The organism is Streptomyces gamaensis (genome assembly GCF_042656465.1).
GTDB lineage: Bacteria > Actinomycetota > Actinomycetes > Streptomycetales > Streptomycetaceae > Streptomyces > Streptomyces gamaensis.
The window spans coordinates 243500-261786 of sequence record NZ_JBHSPB010000005.1; the positions used below are offsets into that span (position 1 = coordinate 243500).

General features: G+C 70.9%; 19 protein-coding genes. 5 read left to right on the forward strand and 14 right to left on the reverse strand.

The features are described from left to right. Positions 1 to 58: 58 nt before the first annotated feature. The 3 genes from ACFP1Z_RS10605 to ACFP1Z_RS10615 all read right to left on the reverse strand — a co-directional run bounded on the left by ACFP1Z_RS10605 (position 59) and on the right by ACFP1Z_RS10615 (position 3862). Entirely contained in the window at positions 59 to 652 is a 594-nt protein-coding gene (locus ACFP1Z_RS10605; protein ID WP_390315766.1) for a hypothetical protein, read from the reverse strand. A gap of 182 nt (positions 653 to 834) precedes the next feature. Continuing rightward, complete coding sequence (locus tag ACFP1Z_RS10610) at positions 835 to 1899, reverse strand: PucR family transcriptional regulator (protein ID WP_390315912.1); 1065 nt, start codon at positions 1897 to 1899, stop codon at positions 835 to 837. Between the two features lie 202 nt (positions 1900 to 2101). Further along, complete coding sequence (locus ACFP1Z_RS10615) at positions 2102 to 3862, reverse strand: NRAMP family divalent metal transporter (protein ID WP_390315767.1); 1761 nt, start codon at positions 3860 to 3862, stop codon at positions 2102 to 2104. 569 nt (positions 3863 to 4431) lie between these two features. Between ACFP1Z_RS10615 and ACFP1Z_RS10620 the strand changes: the two genes are divergently transcribed. Continuing rightward, positions 4432 to 4596, forward strand: coding sequence for a DUF5993 family protein (locus tag ACFP1Z_RS10620; RefSeq protein WP_390315768.1), 165 nt, complete (start codon positions 4432 to 4434; stop codon positions 4594 to 4596). Continuing rightward, positions 4596 to 5252: a disulfide bond formation protein B gene (locus tag ACFP1Z_RS10625; RefSeq protein ID WP_390315769.1), complete on the forward strand. Its 657-nt coding sequence runs from the start codon at positions 4596 to 4598 to the stop codon at positions 5250 to 5252. Before ACFP1Z_RS10620 ends, ACFP1Z_RS10625 begins: the two co-directional genes overlap by 1 nt. A 25-nt stretch (positions 5253 to 5277) precedes the next feature. Here the strand turns inward: ACFP1Z_RS10625 and ACFP1Z_RS10630 are convergent, their stop codons facing one another. The 8 genes from ACFP1Z_RS10630 to ACFP1Z_RS10665 all read right to left on the reverse strand — a co-directional run bounded on the left by ACFP1Z_RS10630 (position 5278) and on the right by ACFP1Z_RS10665 (position 12869). Beyond that, entirely contained in the window at positions 5278 to 5874 is a 597-nt protein-coding gene (locus tag ACFP1Z_RS10630; protein WP_390315770.1) for a TetR/AcrR family transcriptional regulator, read from the reverse strand. After that, entirely contained in the window at positions 5871 to 7427 is a 1557-nt protein-coding gene (locus ACFP1Z_RS10635) for an MFS transporter (RefSeq protein WP_390315771.1), read from the reverse strand. Before ACFP1Z_RS10635 ends, ACFP1Z_RS10630 begins: the two co-directional genes overlap by 4 nt. 153 nt (positions 7428 to 7580) lie before the next feature. After that, a complete protein-coding gene (locus ACFP1Z_RS10640) occupies positions 7581 to 8228 on the reverse strand; it encodes a trimeric intracellular cation channel family protein (RefSeq protein WP_390315772.1) in 648 nt (215 codons plus the stop codon). Between the two features lie 189 nt (positions 8229 to 8417). Beyond that, on the reverse strand, positions 8418 to 9101 hold the full coding sequence (locus ACFP1Z_RS10645; RefSeq protein WP_390315773.1) for an esterase/lipase family protein: 684 nt from the start codon (positions 9099 to 9101) through the stop codon (positions 8418 to 8420). A gap of 106 nt (positions 9102 to 9207) precedes the next feature. Beyond that, positions 9208 to 9687 carry a hypothetical protein gene (locus tag ACFP1Z_RS10650; protein ID WP_390315774.1) on the reverse strand — a complete coding sequence of 160 codons (480 nt, stop codon included), beginning with the start codon at positions 9685 to 9687 and terminating at the stop codon, positions 9208 to 9210. Positions 9688 to 9777: 90 nt separating this feature from the next. Then, on the reverse strand, positions 9778 to 10725 hold the full coding sequence (locus ACFP1Z_RS10655) for a D-alanine--D-alanine ligase family protein (RefSeq protein ID WP_390315775.1): 948 nt from the start codon (positions 10723 to 10725) through the stop codon (positions 9778 to 9780). A gap of 28 nt (positions 10726 to 10753) precedes the next feature. Continuing rightward, positions 10754 to 12070 carry an aminotransferase-like domain-containing protein gene (locus ACFP1Z_RS10660; RefSeq protein WP_390315776.1) on the reverse strand — a complete coding sequence of 439 codons (1317 nt, stop codon included), beginning with the start codon at positions 12068 to 12070 and terminating at the stop codon, positions 10754 to 10756. Positions 12071 to 12344: 274 nt separating this feature from the next. Further along, on the reverse strand, positions 12345 to 12869 hold the full coding sequence (locus tag ACFP1Z_RS10665; protein ID WP_390315777.1) for a DUF6415 family natural product biosynthesis protein: 525 nt from the start codon (positions 12867 to 12869) through the stop codon (positions 12345 to 12347). 230 nt (positions 12870 to 13099) lie between these two features. Between ACFP1Z_RS10665 and ACFP1Z_RS10670 the strand changes: the two genes are divergently transcribed. Both ACFP1Z_RS10670 and ACFP1Z_RS10675 read left to right on the forward strand, forming a co-directional pair. After that, entirely contained in the window at positions 13100 to 14317 is a 1218-nt protein-coding gene (locus ACFP1Z_RS10670; RefSeq protein WP_390315778.1) for a tetratricopeptide repeat protein, read from the forward strand. Beyond that, on the forward strand, positions 14314 to 14868 hold the full coding sequence (locus ACFP1Z_RS10675) for a GNAT family N-acetyltransferase (RefSeq protein ID WP_390315779.1): 555 nt from the start codon (positions 14314 to 14316) through the stop codon (positions 14866 to 14868). The genes ACFP1Z_RS10670 and ACFP1Z_RS10675 overlap by 4 nt, the downstream gene beginning before the upstream one ends. A gap of 164 nt (positions 14869 to 15032) precedes the next feature. On the opposite strand, the gene ACFP1Z_RS10680 is transcribed toward ACFP1Z_RS10675, so the two are convergent. The 3 genes from ACFP1Z_RS10680 to ACFP1Z_RS10690 form a co-directional block, all read right to left on the reverse strand. Next, a complete protein-coding gene (locus ACFP1Z_RS10680) occupies positions 15033 to 15602 on the reverse strand; it encodes an HAD family hydrolase (protein WP_390315913.1) in 570 nt (189 codons plus the stop codon). Between the two features lie 118 nt (positions 15603 to 15720). Beyond that, positions 15721 to 16380 carry an HAD-IA family hydrolase gene (locus ACFP1Z_RS10685; RefSeq protein ID WP_390315780.1) on the reverse strand — a complete coding sequence of 220 codons (660 nt, stop codon included), beginning with the start codon at positions 16378 to 16380 and terminating at the stop codon, positions 15721 to 15723. A 73-nt stretch (positions 16381 to 16453) separates the two neighbouring features. Next, on the reverse strand, positions 16454 to 16930 hold the full coding sequence (locus ACFP1Z_RS10690; protein ID WP_390315781.1) for a hypothetical protein: 477 nt from the start codon (positions 16928 to 16930) through the stop codon (positions 16454 to 16456). A 187-nt stretch (positions 16931 to 17117) separates the two neighbouring features. Here ACFP1Z_RS10690 and ACFP1Z_RS10695 point away from each other — a divergent pair, with 187 nt between their 5' ends. Then, positions 17118 to 18275, forward strand: coding sequence for an amidohydrolase family protein (locus ACFP1Z_RS10695; RefSeq protein ID WP_390315782.1), 1158 nt, complete (start codon positions 17118 to 17120; stop codon positions 18273 to 18275). Positions 18276 to 18287: the final 12 nt, after the last annotated feature.

Consider the following 18287-nt stretch of genomic DNA (forward strand, 5'->3'; position numbering starts at 1 on the left):
GGGGTACGGGCCGGGGCGGCGTCGCCACTGCGGTCGCGCGCGGGTCCGTATCCGGTGGTCAGTGCGCCGGGCGGTACGGGTCGAGCTCGCTGCTGTAGGGCGCGATGCGGAAGTACTCGCCGTCGGCGTCGTAGTCGTAGATGAGCGCGGTACTGCCCGTGGTCAGGCCCGCCCGGTCGGCTTCGCCGGCGCGGACCTGGACGATGGCGGTCGAGCCGTCGTCGGCGCGGACTTCGGCCTGGCCGAAGTCGCCGCCGACGCGTCCGGTGCGGACGACGCAGGTGCGGCCGACGAAGTCGCCGCGCGATGCGGGGCGTTCGGGGGGCAGCAGTCTGCGGCCGAGGCGGCGCAGCAGTCCCACGGTGAGCCAGCCGGCGGCGAGTGCGACCGGCAGGGCGCTCGCGCGCAGCCACGGGTGCTCGGTCAGTGCGGTGCCGGCCAGGCTCACGAACCAGGCAATGACGATGGCCAGGGAGACGGCCACGGTCACGGGCATTCCGGTGGCGCCGGCGTCGACGCCGTCACCCCCGTCGAGGGCGTCGACGTCGGCGCCTCCGAGCAGCACCAGCAGCCAGTAGGCGGCCACCACCACGAGGGCGAAGCTGAACAGGACGGCCGGGAAGGCCAGCGCGGCGCGCAGGAAATCGTCCATGTTCTCCCCTCCGTCTCGTGTGCGCGGTTCCTGGTGCGTGCCGATCATCGCACAGGGGTACGCAAGCGCACATTGCCGGATCCCGGCAATCTTTACGCGTTCCTGACGTCCTGTTGACACCAGGAACCGGAGGGGCCCTCCTGCCGTCACAGGGCCGTCGCGGGCCGTCACAGAACGCATGACTACAGCGGCTGTTCGGGCCAGCCGAGGAGCCGGGCGCCCATCGCGGCGGTCTCCAGCGTGTAGCGGTGCAGGGGGTCGGCGGGGTCGTAGCCGGTGAGGGTGGTGATACGGGCGAGGCGGTAGGAGAGGGTGCGTACGCTGATCTTCAGTCGGCGGGCGGCCTCGGCGTTGACGTAGCCGGCGGCCGCGTAGGCGTGCAGGGTCTCCAGCAGCGGTCCGGCGCCGCCGCGCGAGCCGGTGAGCGGGCCCAGTACGGTCCGTACGAGGTCGGCCATCGCGGCGCGGTCGCGCAACAGCACAGGGAAGACGAGCAGTTCGGTGGCGTGCAGCACCGGTCCGGGCAGGTCGAGCCGGTCGGCGAGCTTGAGCGCGGCGAGGGCCTCCTCGTAGGAGCGGACGACGCCGCCCGCGCCGGAGTGCTCGCGGCCGATGGCCACGCGCCGGGCGCCCGCGCGTTCGCCGAGCGCCCCGCGCACGTACGCGGTGAAGGCGTCGAGCACCGCGCGTTCGCTGCTCGCGGCGATGCACACGAGCCGCCCGTCCTTGGTGGCGAGCAGCACGTCGCGTTCGCCGAACCGGCCGATGAGTTCGCGTTCGACGCGGCGGACGTGCGGGTGCACGTCGTCGTAGGCGCGCTCGCCCTCGGCGACCGCGACGGCGTGCGTACGGGCGAGCCGCAGCCCGAAGCGTTCGGCGCGCTCGGCGAGTCGGCCCAGGTCGCTGCGCCCGTAGAGGAGGTCGTCGACGAACTCGCGGCGCTCGGCCTCCTCGCGGCGGACCGCGAGCCGCTGGGCGTGTTCGTGGCCCTCGCCGAGGGCGGCGACCGCCGCGTCGACGGCGGCGAGGACGGCCTCGCCGGTACGGGCCGCGTCGGCGCGCGTCCCCCAGGCGGGGCCGGTGATCCCGGGCAGGGTGCTCCACACGCGGCGGGTCTCGCCGAGGTAGAGGCCGACGAGCCCGCGCCAGCCGTGTCCGGCGTCGGCGGCGCGTTCGCCGAGTTCGCGCAGCGCGTCGAGCTCGGAGCGGCGCAGCGCGCGGCCGGTCTCGGAGACCTCGGCGAGCATCCCGGCGTAGCCGTCCAGGAATTCCTCGGGTATGCCGCCGCCGCTCTTCACGCTCCGCGCTCCCTGTCTTGTTGCGGTGTTCCGGACGCAAGGACCCTAGCAACCTTGCCGGAATCCGGAAGCGAGGGGCCTGTGGGGAGGTACGGCACGGGGCTGACGGGGGCAGGGACGGATGCCCCGTGCCGTACCGGCTGGTGAACCGTCAGCTGCCGACGGCCAGTTGCACGACCTTCACCACGACGAGGCCGATGGCGAGGACGAGATAGCAGCGCAGGGTGAGCAGTCCGGCCCGGCGCAGCGGCGAGAGGCGGGGCCTTTCCAGGCCGTCGAGGGCGGGGGTGCGCCACAGTTCGCGGTCGGCGTCGCGCAGGGCGCGGCGGGCGGCGCGGCGGAGCGGGGTCGGGCCGACGGGCGGCCCGGCGGATCCGCGCAGCCGGGCGGCGACGCGCGCGGTGGCGGCCCGTTCCCGCGCCCGGGTGCGCAGGGCGACGGCGGTCCCGCCGGCCAGCCCGAGGGCGGCGCCGGCCGCGAAGCCCGTCTCCAGTTGCGTGGTGGTCAGATCCGGGAAGAGGGTGGCGGCGGTCAGCGCGAGCGAGAGCAGCACCAGGGTCCAGACGATGACTCCGGCGACGATGTTCTGTTTGGCGCTGTTGACCCACGGTCCCAGCACGGCGCGGTCGTTGCACAGCAGCACCAGGAAGACCGTCGCGGACGGCAGCAGCACGCCGGCCAGTGCCTGCACGCCCTGCGTGATCAGCCCTTGGACGTGGTCGTCGGCGAGGAGCGTGACGGTCGCGGACAGGGCGATGAGGATCCCGTAGCCGATGTAGAACCAGGGGGCTTCGGTCGGCTTCCAGTGCAGCGAGTGGCGTTTGCGCAGGGTGTCGCCGAGGGTGTAGGTGGTGGCGAGGGCGACGGCGTTGGCGCCGACGAGGGAGGCGTCCAGCAGCAGGATCGCGAACAGCGCGCCCAGGGCCGTACCGCCGTGCTGGCGCAGCCCCTCCGCGACTCCCCCGGCGTCGCTGAACTGCCCGAAGAGCTCGGTGCCGTGGAAGGCGAAGGCGGCTGTCGCCATGATGGCGGCGGCGCCGGCCATGACAACGGCGATACCGATCCACAGGTCCGCGCGCTCGTAGCGGATCCAGCGGGGGGTGATGCGCTTGTCGACGACGTTGGACTGCTGGAAGAACAACTGCCAGGGCGCGACGGTGGTGCCGACGACGGCGACGATCACGAGCAGCAGCGTCGCGTCGAGCCCGCCGGGGAACTGCGGTACGAGCCCCCGCGCGGTCGCCGTGGCCGTCGGGTGGGTGAGCAGTGCCATCGGGAACATCACGACGTCGACGGCGATGAGCAGGAACAGGAACCGTTCCCAGCGCCGGAACGATCCGCCCGCCACGACCGCGAACAGCAGCACGGCCGCCAGTGGCACGGCCACGCCGGCGGGGATCCCGAAGTAGCCGAGCGCCTGCGAGACGCCGATGAACTCGGTGACGATCGTCAGCGCGTTGACCAGGAACAGGTCGCCGACGCTGAACGCGCCCCAGAACCTGCCGAACCGCTCGAAGATCAGCCGCGCGTGCCCGACCCCGGAGACCGCGCCGAGCCGCACGACCATCTCCTGGTTCACGTAGAGCACGGGCACCAGCAGGGCCAGGGTCCACAGCAGGTTCATGCCGTAGTTCTGGCCGGCCTGGGCGTAGGTGGCGACGCCGCCCGCGTCGTTGTCCCCGACCATGACGATCAGGCCGGGCCCCATGATGACGAGCAGGGTCCGCAGCCGGTGCGCCCAGGAGCGGCGCCGTGCGGTGTCGTCGCGGCGTATGGTGCCCAACGCGCCGACGATGTCGCCGACATGGGCGGAGTCGAGGACGGCGGTGCTCTCGCGGCCGCCGGGGTCCTGGCCGCGGCCCGCGTCGTTCGGGTCGCGCCCCGGGGCGGGGCGGGTGGTGTCGAAGGCCATGGTGCTACCTCCCTGTACTGCACGCGGACATGCGCAGGGGTATGCCCGCGTAGGGCGAGCCCTTGTAGGGCATGGCGGAAAACGGCCCGTGCGGGGGCCGGTGAAGTGCGTGCGGGCAGGACGACGCGTCCGGGACGCGCGGAATTCCGGCCACTGACCGCACGCGTGCGGCAGGGCCGCACGGAACGCCGGGCTGTTCCGGCGTCGTTCAGCGGCGTCGGCCGTGGTGCCGGCCGTAGTGTCGGCCGTGCCTGGGGCTGTCGCTCAACCGGTCGTTCCGGGTGCGGCGGTCGGATCGAGCGCCGCGCCCGGTTTGTCTACCAGATTGCATGTCCGACCACCCCCTTGCGAGCAGGAGCATCTTTTCAGCCACTGCGGAGGGTACCCCCGTTCCCCGCACACGCAAGTGAACTCCCGCCCAAGAACGGCCCATGAAAGGCGAGTTGGGGGCGGTGGAACGATTCTTCGGGTGCACGGGCCTCCGGATCGCGGTCAACCCCCGGCTTCCGACATACCGCCCGGGTGTGGCGATACCCGAACCGGTCGGGCATGAATGCGACGGTGCGCGGGTGGACACCCTCATCTTCGCCGGACTCCTCGCCACGATGCTCGGCATCGTCCGGCGCGCGGCCCGCACCAAGGTCCTCGCGGCCTGGTGGATCATGCTGGCCCTCACGCTGCTGTTGCTGGCGCACCACATCACCAGCAGCCTCAAGCTGGGGCTGAGTTACTGATGGCGCGGCGCACCGAGCCGCAGAACGGCCGGACCACCACCGCCGCCGCCGGGCTGCGCGGCCTCCTCGGCCACGGCCAGTACTGGTTCGCCTGCCTCTTCACGCTCGGCTGGGCCGGGATCGTGTGCGGCGGGCTGTTCTTCCAGTTCGTGGAGTGGGAGTACCCGTGCCCGCTGTGCATCGTCCAGCGCATGTTCATGATGCTGGCGTACCTGGGCGCGGCGTACATCGTCCGGCAGGGCCTGACCGGCCGGCTGGAGCGCGCCGACTGCATGACGGGCTGGGGCCTGTCCCTGGTCGCCTGCGTCGCCGGGGCCTTCGCCGCCTGGCGGCAGACGATGCTGCACATCCTCCCCGGCGACAAGGGCTACGGCAGCGCGGTGTTCGGCCTGCACCTGTACGTGTGGGCGTGGATCCTCTTCGAGGCGTCCGTCCTCGCGATCGGCGTCGTACTGTGCTTCGCCCACGCGACGACCCGACTGGACCTCCCCAACGGCCGCGCCCGCCGGCTGATCGGCAGCGGGGTGCTGTGGTTCGCCGGCGTGGTCATCGCGGTGAACGTCGTCGCGGTGTTCTTCGAGGAGGGGCTGCACTGGTTCCTGCCGGACAATCCGACGCGGTACGAGTTGCTGTACGACGTGGGGATTCTGGGGTAGAAGCGGCGGGCCGCCGGACCGGAACTCAAGCCGCAGCCGCGCCGAGCACATTGCGCACCACACCCAGCAGCTCACCCGCATCCGCCTCCGCCAACTCGGTCAGCGCCCCCGCATTCCGCGCCAGAACGATCCCCGTCAGCGCCGCCACCGCGACCTCCGCCCGCAGCCGCGCCTGCGGAACCCCGTCCCGCTCGAAGTGCTCGCCGAGCGGGTCGACCAGCCGCTCGTACAGCTGGGTACGGACGGCTTCCTGCACGACGGGGTCGCTGTAGGGGACGACCGTGGCCCGGGTCACCGGACCCGGGCCCTGGTCGGTGTGTCTGCGCAGCAGGTCGAGCAGCCGCTCCTCGTCGAGGAGGTCGGCGGGGGCGCCCCGCTCGGACTCGGCGCGCAGCATCGCCAGATACAGCTGCGGTTTGCCGCCGAAGTAGCGGGCGATCAACGCCGGGTCCGCGCCCGCGCGTTCACCGATCTCACGGGTCGTGGTGCGGTCGAAGCCGCGCTCGACGAACAGTTCGCGCGCCGCTTCGAGGAGCCGCTCGCGGGTGCGGCCGGCGTCCCGGCGCCGGGGCGCGGCCTTGGCCGTACGGCCCCCGGAGGGTGCCTGCTGCTCGGGGCTCATGGGGATCTCCGCTCCTCGGGTACGGCCCGCGCGGAGCCGGCCGCGGGCGCGGGGGTGTCATCGCCCGGGACCGTACGGACGGCGGCGCCCTCCCCCGCGCGGAACGCCTGCCCTTCGGCCCCGGAGCCGTCTGCCGTGCGGGAACGCGCGGGCAGGACGACGCTGACCACGATGGTAACCAGCCACACCACGCACCCCAGCAGCGCCGCCGTCCCATAGCCGTCCGCGCTGGGCAGTGTCCGCCCGGCGGGGGTGTGCGCCTGCAGTACGGTCGCGCTCAGCGCGCTGCCGGCCGAGTAGCCGACGCAGCGCAGCACCTGGTTGAAGCTGATGGCACTGCCCGTCTCGTGCGCGGGGACCGCGCCGACGATCAGTCCGGGCATCGCGGCGAACGTACAGCCCACGCCGAGCCCGGCGATCCCCATCGCGAGGAACAGCTCCCACAGGCTGTCCCGGGCGAACCCGAAGCACGCCATGGCCGCCAGGGACACCGCGCACCCCACCGGCAGCACCGCCTTCGTCGACAGCCGCCGGGCCAGGAGTCCGGCCAGTCTGCTGGAGACGACGCTGGCGGCCGAGAACGGCAGCAGGATCAGGCCGGTGACGACGACGGACGCGCCGAATCCGTACCCGGCGGCGGCCGGGGTCTGCGCGTAGCGGGTCACCAGGGAGACCAGGAGGTACATGCCCAGGCCCGCGATGAGACCGATCACGTCGGCGGTCAGCACCACCGGGTGCCGCACGAGCCGCAGTTCCACCAGCGGGTGCGGGCAGCGCAGTTCGTGGAGGATCCACCACAGCAGCAGGACGAGCGAGAGGACGGCCACCGCGAGCAGTCGCGGCGAGGTCCAGCCCCAGGACTCCCCCTCGCCGAGCACCAGCAGCACCCCGGCGAGAGCGGCCCCGAGCAGGACGGCGCCGAGGACGTCCAGCGGGTGCGGCGCCAGGTGCCGGGTCGGCGGCAGGACGAGCGCGGCGGCGCCCAGCGCGAGCGCGCTGACGACCGCCGCGAGCCAGAAGCCGGCGTGGAGGCCGAAGAGCTGGGTGAGCAGCCCGGTCACCGGGTAGCCGAGGCCGACACCGGCGACCAGGGTGATCGACAGGATGCCGACCGCCGACCGCGAGCGCTCCGCGGGCAGGTTCTCCCGCACGGTGGCGATGGCCAGCGGTATCAGCCCGAGCCCGACCCCTTGCAGGGCCCGCCCCGCGAGCAGGGCGCCGAAGCCCAGCGGCAGCGCGGCCAGCACACTGCCGACGCACACGACGGCGACCGCGCCGAGGGTCACCGCCCTGCGCCGGGGCCCGTCGCCGAGCCGTCCCATGGTGGGCGTGGCGACGGCGCCCACGAGCAGGGCGATGGTCAGCGACCACTGGGCGGTGGCCGGGGAGACGTGGTCGACGACGGCGATGCGCGGCACCAGCGGGGCGCCGAGGCTGCTGACCATGGCGGCGACCATGCCGAGATAGACGAGGACGGGGACGAGGGCCCGTTGCCGCCAGGGGGTGGGGAGGTTGTCGGAGGCCGTTACCGGCTGTGGATCCGCTGTCTGCACGGACGCTCCTCACGTTGTCATCGAGTGATGTCATCACATGATGACATACGCGGGGCGCGGAGCACACCACGGGAACGCGGAACGGCCGGGGCCGGGCACTTGAGTGCCCGCCCCCGGCCGTTCCGTCTAGTACAGCGGTGGTGTACTTCCCGGCTACTGCGTCCCTCCGGCATCGGCCTTCGGCCGGCGCGGCCGGGGCTCGTGGGTCAGCCGGGGCAGGTGCAGTCCGAAGTAGAGCGTGGCCATCCGCACCGCGAAGACGGCGCCCGCCGAGACGACGGCGGACGTGGTGGCGTTGGCGCCCGCCCAGTGCAGCAGCAGATAGCAGCTCGCGCCGATGACAGCGGCCGTCGCGTAGATCTCCTCGCGCAGCAGCAGCGGAGGGAACTCCCCGCACAGCAGATCACGGATGACCTCACCGGTCACGCCCGTCACGACCGCCAGGATGATCACGGCGAACGGCGTGACGCCCGCGCTGATCGCGGCCCGCGCGCCGATGACCGTGACGACGGACAGACCGATCGCGTCCACGGTCAGCAGGGCGCGGCGCGGCAGCCGCCGGTAGCGCAGGAACACCATGGTCACGACGGCGGTCACCGTGATCACCGTGAGCAGGACCCAGTCGTGCGTCCAGTACAGCGGATGCCGGTCGAGGATCAGGTCCCGCAGCGTCCCGCCGGACACGGAAGCGGCGAAGGCCAGCACCAGCCCGCCGAAGGGGTCGAGCCGCGCCTTGTGCGCGGCGAGCACACCGCTCGCCGCGAAGGCGGCGATTCCGACCAGGTAAAAGACGTGCAGCACCGCTGCCTCCATCCCATGACGCGCGCAACGGTGCGCGAAACGCGTAAACCGGCTGGGACACCATCGACCCGCCGCAGAACCCGCCAATTCAACCATGGCGTGGCGGTGGGGCGCTTCGGCCGTCCGGCGGGGCGAGGTCGGGGCGGGGACCGATCGGGATCGGCCGAAAGCACCAGTGACCGGCCGGGCTCAGCCCGGCGTCGCGAGGAAGCCCCGGAGCTGCCCGGCCACGCCGTGATCCCTCAGGAAGTCGTTGTGCTTCAGGCACCCGGCCGTCTCGATGTTGACCGCCCCCGCCAGTCGCGTACTGTCCGGCGGCGCGATCTGCTCGTCGCAGGACGACCACCAGGTCGCGTACCGCACGGGCGGTGGGGTCTCGATGTTCTCGTTGAGGTGGGTGAGGACGTACGAGCCGGGGGTCATGTCCCGGCACCCCTGATCCCACACGGCACAGAGGTAGGCGAGGCTCGTCCCGTGATTGGGCCCGGCCAGCGAGGCCCAGTGCGCGACCTTGTCCTCGCCGCCCCCGAATTTCACGTACCAGCGGGTGGGCAGACTGCCGAGGCTGTGCGCGACGAGGTCGACGCGGGGTGCGCCGGTGCGGGCGCGTATGTCGTCGACGTACGCGGCGAGTTGGCCGCTCAGGGTCTCGTTGGTGGACTGGCCGGTGTCGTAGGACCAGGCGAAGAGACGGTCCTGCGGATATCCGGCGGCGGTGAAGGCCGCTCTCATACCGTCCCAGACGCCGGGGCCGGCGTTGCGGCCGTGGACGAAGACGACGGGGAGGGGTGGTTCGGCGGCCCGGGACGGTACGGGCATGGCCGCCGCCAGGGCGAGGGTGGTGGCGGCCGTGGTGGCGAGGAGGCGGCGCATGGGGCACCTTCCCTGCGGCTCCGAGGACAGGTGGGGAACTCCCCGGGGTTATAGGTGACTTGCCCTCAGACCGGAAGCCCGAGCGCGCCGCTCCTCTGGACGACCTCTACTCGGCCCCCGCCCCGTCCAACCGCTCCGCAAGCCGCTTCGCAAGCCGCTCGATGGCCGCCCGTATCCCGTCCCCGTAGGAGTCGTCCCCCAGGGCATCGAGGTACGTCCGGGCCCGGTCCAGATGCTCGCGTGCCCGGTCCCCGTCCCCGACCTTGTCGTAACTCGACGCCAGGTTGAGGTGCAGCGAGGGGTAGAAGCCGCGCACGGCCAGCGAAGCGTGGTGTGCCCGCACCCGCTCGTCCGTCAGCGAGTCCGCCGCCTCCAACGCGCGCAGGTCCCAGGCCAGTTCGTCCTGCGGCTCGGGCTGGACGTCGGCCATGTAGTGCGCGAGCACGCAGCGGTGGAAGGCGTCACCGTCCGGCGATATCTCCAGCCAGATCTCCGCGAGCCGGTCGCGCGCGGCGCCGGGATCGCCTTCGCGGTGCAGCGTGACGGCTGCTTCGATGCGGGACATGGTCGTGTCGGTGCCGGTCATGTGCGTCGGTCTCCCTCGTCCTGGCCAAGTACGCCAACTACTACGACGAGGTTAGGGAAGGGGTCTGACATCGGGGGTCGTCGGCGACCCTCAGCCGCGTAGCACTTGCAGGGCGAGTTCCTTGAAGAAGGCGGCGATGTGGTGTCCGGCAGCCTGCAGGGCGATCGGGTAGGTGCTGGTCGCGGTCATGCCCGGGGCGACGTTGGTCTCCAGCACGTAGAGGTCTCCTTCGCGGGTGGCGATGGCGTCCGTACGGGACAGGTGGCGCAGCCCGAGAGAGCGGTGCGCCAGGACGGCGGTCCGGCCGGCTTCGGCCAGGAGGCCGGGGTCGAGCGGGGCCGGGCAGCGGAAGTCCGTGAGCCCTGAGGTGTAGCGGGCGGTGTAGTCGTACGAGCCACCGGGAGTGACGATCTCCACAGGGGGCAGGGCCACGGGTTCTCCGTCGATCTCGGCGACGGCGATGGCGAGTTCACTGCCGTCGACACGTTCTTCGATCAGTACGTCAGGGTGATAGCCGGCGGCGGTGACGAGCGCTGCGGCGAGCTGGTCGGCGGATTCCACGGCGGTGACGCCGAGCGCGGAGCCGCCCGCACGCGGTTTGACGACCAGGGGCAGACCCAGGTGCTCGATCACGCGCCGGGTGAGGGCCGCGACCCCGTAGTCGTGGAACGCCTGCTTGGGGAGAGTGACGAAGGCCGGCGTACGGATACCGGCGGCGGCGAAGACGTCCTTGGCGGTCGGCTTGTCGAAAGCGGCGCGGCAGGCGGAAGGACGCGCCCCCACGTACGGCACACGGGCCATCTGCAGGACTTCGCGGACCGTGCCGTCCTCCCCCGCCGCACCGTGCAGGAGCGGAATCGCCACGCTGGGCGGGTGGTCGGCGAGTTCGGGCAACAGGGTGGCGTCGGTGTCACGCAGTACGGCGTCCACGCCCGCGCGTTGCAGGGCGTCGATGACGTACCGGCCGGACTGCAAGGACACGTCGCGTTCCGGGGACAGTCCACCTGCCAGGACCAGGACCTGCTTGAGATCGCTCACTGCGGCTCCCTAGTAAGGGGGGTGCGATTCAGGGGAGTTCGGGGCCGGGTGCCTGCGGGCCCCGTACGGTTCTGCGGGGAATCGGGCCGAACGCCTCGTGCAGCGTGATCTCCTCGCGGATCACCTCGGCGAGCCGCCGGACGCCTTCACGGATGCGGTCGGGGGTCGGGTAGCAGTAGGACAGGCGCATCTCGTGGCGGCCGTTGCTGTCGGCGTAGAAGCCGGTGCCGGGGACGTACGCGACGCGTGTGCCGATGGCGCGCGGCAGCATCGCCTGGGCGTCGAGCCCGGCAGGGAGCGTGACCCACACGAAGAACCCGCCGCCCGGCGTGTTCCAGCCGATGCCGGGCGACATGTACTGGTGCAGAGCGTCGAGGAGGGCGTCGCGGCGCTCGCGGTACATCTCGCGGAACACCTTGAGCTGGTCCTCCCACGGCTGGGTACGCAGGTACGTCTCGACGGTCATCTGCGCGAGCGGGGACGGTGACAGCACTGCGGATTCGGCGGCCAGGACCAGCTTGTCCTTCACGGCCGTGGGGGCCAGGGCCCAGCCGACACGCAATCCGGGCGCGAGGGTCTTGGAGAACGAGCCGAGGTAGACGACGTCGGGGTCGTCGGCGCGCAGCGCCCGCATGGGTTCCCCGTCGAAGTGGAGCAGGCCGTAGGGGTTGTCCTCCAGGACGAGCACCCCGGCGCGCCGACAGATGTCGATGACTTGCTGCCGCCGGGCCGGAGAGAGGGTGACACCTGCCGGATTCTGGAAAGTGGGCACGGTGTAGAAGAGTTTGGGCGGACGCCCTTCGGAGCGGAGACGAGCCAGGACGGCTGCCAGCGCTTCGGGGATGACACCTTCACGGTCGAGGGGAACGTGCTCGACCCGGGCCTGGAAGGCGGCGAAGGTGTTCAGGGCGGTGACGTAGGTGGGGGCCTCGGTCACCACGGTGTCGCCCGGGTCGATGAACACGCGGGTGACGAGGTCGAGGGCCTGCTGGGAGCCGGCCGTCACCACGACGTCGTCGGCACGGGCATCGGCGATCCCTTCCCGGGCCATGACCGCGCAGATGCTTTCCCGCAGCCCGGCGTCCCCCTGTGCCGCCCCGTACTGCAGGGCCACTGTGCCCCGGCGTGCCACCAAGTCGCTCATCAGGGCCGCCATGTCGTCGAGCGGGAGTGCCGCGATGTTCGGCATGCCGCCCGCGAGCGAGACGATCTCCGGGCGGGAAGCGACGGCGAACAGGGCACGGACCTCGCTGGCGAGCATGCCTTGTGCGCGTTGCGCGTAGTGGGTGCGCCAGGGGTCACGGGGGTGGGAGTGGTCGGGCGGGTCGTCGGGTTGTGGCTGCATGGCTCTCTGCGTCCCCTCGGTCGGCCGGAGTTGACGGGCGTGGCGAGCGTAGGCGCGTGTGCGCGGTGAGGTGGGGCGGTTCGGGGGGTATTCGCGCTGCCGGGGGACGAGGGGATCAGGCGGGCGGCGGGCCGTGCCGGCGTCAGGACCAGAGAAAGGCGTCGGCACGGCCCCTTTCATGCGGCGCATTCCAGGCCGCACTCGGTCCCGGGAGTGAGCGGGAGGCCCGCGTTCCCGTGACCGGCTTGTGGGGGTGGTGATACGGGCCGGATCCCTACCGCGTCGGTGCCGTCGGCCGGGCGGGCGTACCGGTCTCGTCTTGTCCGTCGCCCGGGTAACAGTGGCTCTCGCCGTCCCAAGCGTCTGCGGCATCGGTGACGACCACCCCGGCGCTCCCGGCGAGCAACTCCAGCCGCTGCACCTGGCCGAGCAGCGCCCGTGCGGACTGGGCCAGGGCGCGCGCGTAGGCGTACGCGGACAGCAGGCCGTCCCCGGGGCCGAGTTCCGTGGCGCGGTACAGCCCTTCCTCCGCGACTTCCTCGACGGCCTCGCGCCGCGGGTCCTTCGCGTCCAGCGTCTTGACGGCGTCCTGGAGCGTTCGGGCCTTCGTCATGACGAAGCGGCGCAGCATGTCCGTCGCGACGGCCACTTCCACCGCCGGCGGCGGCATCTGCGACGGGCCGTCCAGGACCGCTCTGATCGCCTCCCGGATGCTGACCGTCTCGGCGTCGGGGCGGGGGCGTGACGGGAGAGGGGGCACGCCGAGGGTCATACCGGTACCGGGGTACACGCCAGGCATGGGGGAAGCTCCTTCAGGAGGACGGGATCGCGAGATCGGCCGCCGGACGCCAGGAGGTTCGTTGCCCTCCGAGAGGCACCCCAGGCGGCGGCTCACCAAGGAGAACGCACAGACACCGGTCAGGCACAGGTCATAGTGCCGAGACGTTGGCGGCGCACCACCGGACTACTTTGCCGAGTCTTTATGGGAACTCTGTACCAGCAGGCAGTGCCCGCCGTACGGTGCTTGATGTGAGCAACCAGCGGCTCCAACAGGCCATGGAAGAAGCCGGTTTAAGACAGACAGAGCTGGCTGATGCGGTGAACGACTATGTAGAACAGCTCACTGGCAGGCCAGGGAGGACCACGGACCGCACGGTGCGCCGGTGGCTGACCGAAGCAGTCGTATGGCCACAGGAGCGGCAGCGCCTCGCCCTGACGGCAGTACTGGGCCGGACCCCGGAGGAACTCGGTTTCGTACCGCCGCCCAGTAAGCGGCACACCGCAGCACCCCCGGAGGACCCCATGCAGCGCCGAACCTTCGTCGCCTCCGCCACCGTCGCCACAGCGGCGGTCCTGACCGCCTCTGCCCAGCCCACCGCCACGCAAGGCCAGTGGCGCTCCGGAGCCACCGACGTAAAACGACTACGTGACCAGTTACAACGTCTCACCTGTGCCGATCAGGCCCGGGGCGGAATGCAGTTCGAACAAACCGCTCAGGCGATCTGCCACGAGGCAACCGCCGCAGTGAACGCCGGCGGCTGCTCCCAACGCGTTCAGCGGCTGTTCTATGCCGTGGCCGCCGACGCGATGGCCGCTGCTGCCTGGTACGCCCTGGATGGCACCCGTACAGCTTCAGCCGCTCGGCATCTCGACACCGCCATCAGGCTCGCCGAACTCTCGCACGACCCCTACGCCCTTCTGCACGCGTGGAACTCCCAGACACACCACGCCTTGACCACCGGGCGCCGAGCCGACGCCCTGGCATCAGCGGAACGCCTTGCTTCCCTCCCCACCACCCGCCGAGACCCGCTGTGCCGGTCGCTGGCCCATGCCCGAATCGGCACCGCCACCGCCCTGCTCGCCGACCTACGCCGCAGCGAAGCCGCCTTCGACCGCGCCCATAACATCCTCGCCACCGCCGAGGACATCCCGCGCCCCGGGTGGCTCGGCTTCTTCGGTGCAGCGGACCTCCACTCGCTCAACGGCAAAGCGCTGCGGGTCCTCGGGAAGCCACAGCACGCCGAGGCCCATGCCCACGCAGCCCTCTCCGCCGTAAGGTCCGGGTACCACCGCGATCACACCCTCTACCACGTCCACCTGGCCGAGGCCCAGCTTGCCCAAGGAGAACGCGAAGCCGCCGCCGACACCATCCGCCGCGCCGCCGAACTCGCCTCCGGCCTCCCCGGCAGCGCCCGCGCCCAAACCGCCATCGACCGCCTCACCAAGACCATGAAAGCCGCCCGATGACCAAGACCCCCGACCGGTTCACCCGCACTCCGCTGACCGGCGAAGCCATCGACACGATCCTCCACGTCTACGTGGACGCCCGCGCAGAACTCCAGCACCTGGAGCACTACCAACCCCCGCGAATGCGGCAGCAATTGGAGCGCCACGCCACCCGGCCCGGCTGTGTGGCCGCCCTCGCGTGGCACGAGGGCGAACCGGTCGGCTACGCCTACGGCTGCCCGCTCGGTGAGGAGAACACGTGGTGGCCGAGGGCCTACCCGCAACCCCCGGCGGACATCACCCGCGAGGACGGGCGGCGTACGTTCCGGATCGATGAGGTCGCTGTCCTGACCTCTTGGCGCGGCACCGGCACAGCCCGGAAGATCCATGATCACCTGCTGTCCGGCTGGACAGGACGGGCAACACTCATGGTGAACCCGCTCGCCGGAGACGGCAAAGTCCAGGCCGTCTACGAGGCTTGGGGATACGTGTCGGTTGCCCACGCTCAGCCGCAGAGCACCGCCCCTGTCCTCTCTGTCATGGTCCGCCCTGCCAAACAGGCTGCCGCGTAGTGGTTGTCGCCCACCCCTTCGAAATGCTCCAGCAGGTGCTCCGGGTAGGGGCCGGACCGTCCGATCGGCAGGTATGGCCTGATCAATTCCCAGTCGGTATTGGCCAGTTCAGGGCGGGGCATCCCAGCCTTCTACCAGGCCGGCACGACAACAGAAGCAGTTTCTCAGCTGTCGAGCACGGAACTCAGTGCCTTCTGGAGATCGGCAAGCTCGCGGTAGTGCACACCCGTCATGCCAAGTGAGTTGGCGGCCTCGACGTTCTCCAGACGGTCGTCCACGAACAGGCACCGGCTGACGGCGGTTCCTGCCCGGCGGGCTGCAATCTCGTAGATCTTCCGGTCAGGCTTGGCCACCCCCACCCGGGCGCTGCTGACGACGTGGTCCGCGAGATCCGCCAGCCCCATCGTCTCAAGGTCGCGTTCCAGCTCCAGGGTCGCGTTGGTCACCAGGACCAGGGGCATGTGTCTGCGCACCAGGCGCAGCAGGGTCACCACCGCGTCGTCGGCCCGGAACGGAGCATCGGCAAGCGCCATGCCCAGCTGACGGGCACACATCTGCGGTACCTGGTCGGAGAGCACCGATGCGATGGAGTCCACCCACTCCTTTTTGGTGATCTGGCCGAGGAGGAGCGGCAGGTCCACTTCAGGGGCGAAGGCCACCCTCGCGGTGGTGCCCTCGGCCAGTCCCGCTGCACGTTCCAGCTCGGCCAGTGGAGCCATGTCGTAGAAGCGCATCACGTTGTCGACGTCGCACAGCACCGCATCGAAGGGCCTGCTGGATATCTCGGAAGCCGTCACGGCTCATGAATAGCACCGACGCCCGGTGCCGGCGCCCGGCTGCGGCGACGACGCGTCAACGAGCCGCGTCAATGCCCAGCAGCGCCTCCAAGCGCGCCACCGCTCCCGTCCCAGGCCCGGCCAGGACCGTGGTCATCCCCACCTCGCGGGCAGGCGGAAGGTTCCGTTCCTGGTCGTCCGCGAATACGCACTGCTCGCCGGGCAGGCCCATGCGGTGCAGCACCGTGCGGTAGATCGCCGGGTCGGGTTTGGCGACCCGTTCGCGTTCGGAGACCACCGTCACGTCGAACAGGTCCCACACGCCGACCGCCTCGTACGGGTCGTACGGGGTCAGGCCGAAGGAGTTCGAGAGCATCGCGACCGTGTATCCGGCCGCGCGTGCCGCCCGGGCCAGGGCGATCATGTCGGCCGCCGGTTCGACGCCCGCCCAGGCGCGGCCCATCAGGTTCTCGTGGTGGCCGAGTCCGAGGAGCCGTGCGGTCTGCCGGTTCCACTCCTCCTGGCTGATTGCCCCGATTTCGAGCTCGGCGTACAGGCGGCGCCCGTCGGGGTGGCTGTCGAGGGCATGCCCCCACGCTTCCGGTGCGAGTCCTTCGCTCTCGCACCAGGCGCGGTGAACGGGGAGGACGTCGGTGGTCAGGACCCCGGCGAAGTCGAGGACAAGGCCGCGGAACCGGCGCTCGGAGCCCTGGGCCCTGTGGATGCCGCGAGACATGCTGACCGTGGTCCCTTCGACGCGACCTTCAACGCGACCTTCAACGTGACCCGCGACATGGCCTGAGCGTCGCTCAACCCTCGCCCCGGTCCGGCGCCTCTCCCAGTCCCTCCAGGTCGCTCAGGTCACCGGGGTCCGCCTCCTCGACCATGATCCCGCCGTAGGACAGCGGCCAGTCCTCCAGCCTGACGACTTCGCTCAGCATGGCGGGGACGATCCCTTCGGTGACCTGCCGCATCGGCCGCCCTGTCGCCTCGGCGTGACGGCGTGCCTGCTCGTACCAGCCGCACAGGGCGGCGACCACCAAGGCGCGCAAGCCGGCCTCGTCGTGGTGGTGCCACGCCGCGTCGGCGTGCACCAGAGCGAGCTCCGCGACATCTGCCTGCTCACCTTCTTCCGCCACTTCCGCTACTTCCGTTACTTCCGCTACTTCCGCCTCGTGCGACCGGTCGTAGATCCACTCCTGCACCCACCGGTTCATCAGCGCTTGCGCCTCGACCAGTTCAGGACGCTCCAGCACCGCGATCTCGTAGTCCGACAGCCTGCGCACGACCGAACTCTCCTCCCTGCAAGGGGTGTTGGCGCCGACCGTACCGGGGCCGTCACCGGACCGCCACTGGCGGAAACTTCCGCCAAACAGCCCCAAACATCCCCGTACGCCCAGTAAGCTGCCGCGTGCATTCCTGACACCTGACATCGACCCGTCTCGTGCGGTACCGACGGCAACGGAGGTTGTCTTGGGCACAGTTCGGAACGACAGGACCTGCGGCACCAGCGGAATCAGCAAGCGCGGCACGCACGGCACGAGCGGCCGGGTCAAGCGGCATCTCGCCATACTCGGCGCGGCGCTCACGGCCGTGGCGGTGGCCGCCTCGTCGGCGGGGGCGGGCGCGGCACAGCTGGAGAAGGGCTGTTACGACAGGGCTGCGCAGCCCTACACCTCGGCGGTGGACAGCCATCTGCACTTCCGCCCGTTCGGGGGCAAGGCGATTCCCTTCGGGGAGCTCGCCAACTATCTCCACAAGAGCGGAGTGCGGCACGCGAGCATGTACGGCATCGGCCAGACGCTGCCGGCGGATTCGAGCTGCACGTACTACCTCGACTGTCCCGGCACGCCCGTCGTGCCGAGCATGAAGAACGACTTCGTCAACGCCTCGGACTACGCGGCGGAGAAGCCCGAGGATCCCGAACTCACCCTGTCCATGACCTTCATGGACCTCCGCCGGCCCGAGACGATTCCGCCGGGCATCGCCCTGTACGACCGGGAGTTCCCGGGGATGTTCCGCTGGGCGGGCGAGGTCAACGTCGTCAAGCAGGCGCTCTTCCCGAACGGGCACCAGGCCGCGACGGACGAGAACATCAAGAACTGGGCCCCGTTCATGAACACGCTGCGGGACCGGGGCATCCCCATCACCCTGCACTCGGACCTCGGTGAGAACGCGCATCCGACGAAGTATCTGCACCTGATGGAAGAGGTGCTGCGGCGCTACCCGCACAACAAGATCGTCTGGGCTCATATGGGGCTCTCCAAGGAGCTCACCACCATGAACCCGGACGAGCACATCAAGATCGTGCAGCGTCTCCTCGACGAGCACCCCAACCTGACCATCGACCTGAGCTGGCGGGTGCTGGAGGACGCGTACTTCAGCAAGCCCGGGGTGCGCGCGAAGTACGCGTCGTTCCTCGACCGGAACCCGACCCGGGCCATTCCGGGAACGGACTTCGTGGCGTCGCGGAACAAGGACTACCGGACCTACGAGGAGGAACTCGAAGTCACCAGCCGCATCAACAAGGCACTGGACGACGAGGCGTTCCGGGACATCGCGCTGGGCGAGAACTACTACCGGCTCCTGGGGTCGCACGAGAAGGCTCCGCAGGTGTGCCGGGCCCGGTGACGGCGCCGCTCC

What these genes read in the sequence shown, in the direction of transcription:
- ACFP1Z_RS10660 (WP_390315776.1), bottom strand. Translation starts at nt 12,070, where the DNA reads ATGCAGCCACAACCCGACGACCCGCCCGACCACTCCCACCCCCGTGAC.
- ACFP1Z_RS10685 (WP_390315780.1), bottom strand. Translation starts at nt 16,380, where the DNA reads ATGTCTCGCGGCATCCACAGGGCCCAGGGCTCCGAGCGCCGGTTCCGC.
- ACFP1Z_RS10650 (WP_390315774.1), bottom strand. Translation starts at nt 9,687, where the DNA reads ATGACCGGCACCGACACGACCATGTCCCGCATCGAAGCAGCCGTCACG.
- ACFP1Z_RS10625 (WP_390315769.1), top strand. Translation starts at nt 4,596, where the DNA reads ATGGCGCGGCGCACCGAGCCGCAGAACGGCCGGACCACCACCGCCGCC.
- ACFP1Z_RS10610 (WP_390315912.1), bottom strand. Translation starts at nt 1,899, where the DNA reads ATGCTCGCCGAGGTCTCCGAGACCGGCCGCGCGCTGCGCCGCTCCGAG.
- ACFP1Z_RS10665 (WP_390315777.1), bottom strand. Translation starts at nt 12,869, where the DNA reads ATGCCTGGCGTGTACCCCGGTACCGGTATGACCCTCGGCGTGCCCCCT.
- ACFP1Z_RS10605 (WP_390315766.1), bottom strand. Translation starts at nt 652, where the DNA reads ATGGACGATTTCCTGCGCGCCGCGCTGGCCTTCCCGGCCGTCCTGTTC.
- ACFP1Z_RS10615 (WP_390315767.1), bottom strand. Translation starts at nt 3,862, where the DNA reads ATGGCCTTCGACACCACCCGCCCCGCCCCGGGGCGCGACCCGAACGAC.
- ACFP1Z_RS10675 (WP_390315779.1), top strand. Translation starts at nt 14,314, where the DNA reads ATGACCAAGACCCCCGACCGGTTCACCCGCACTCCGCTGACCGGCGAA.
- ACFP1Z_RS10630 (WP_390315770.1), bottom strand. Translation starts at nt 5,874, where the DNA reads ATGAGCCCCGAGCAGCAGGCACCCTCCGGGGGCCGTACGGCCAAGGCC.
- ACFP1Z_RS10645 (WP_390315773.1), bottom strand. Translation starts at nt 9,101, where the DNA reads ATGCGCCGCCTCCTCGCCACCACGGCCGCCACCACCCTCGCCCTGGCG.
- ACFP1Z_RS10680 (WP_390315913.1), bottom strand. Translation starts at nt 15,602, where the DNA reads ATGCGCTTCTACGACATGGCTCCACTGGCCGAGCTGGAACGTGCAGCG.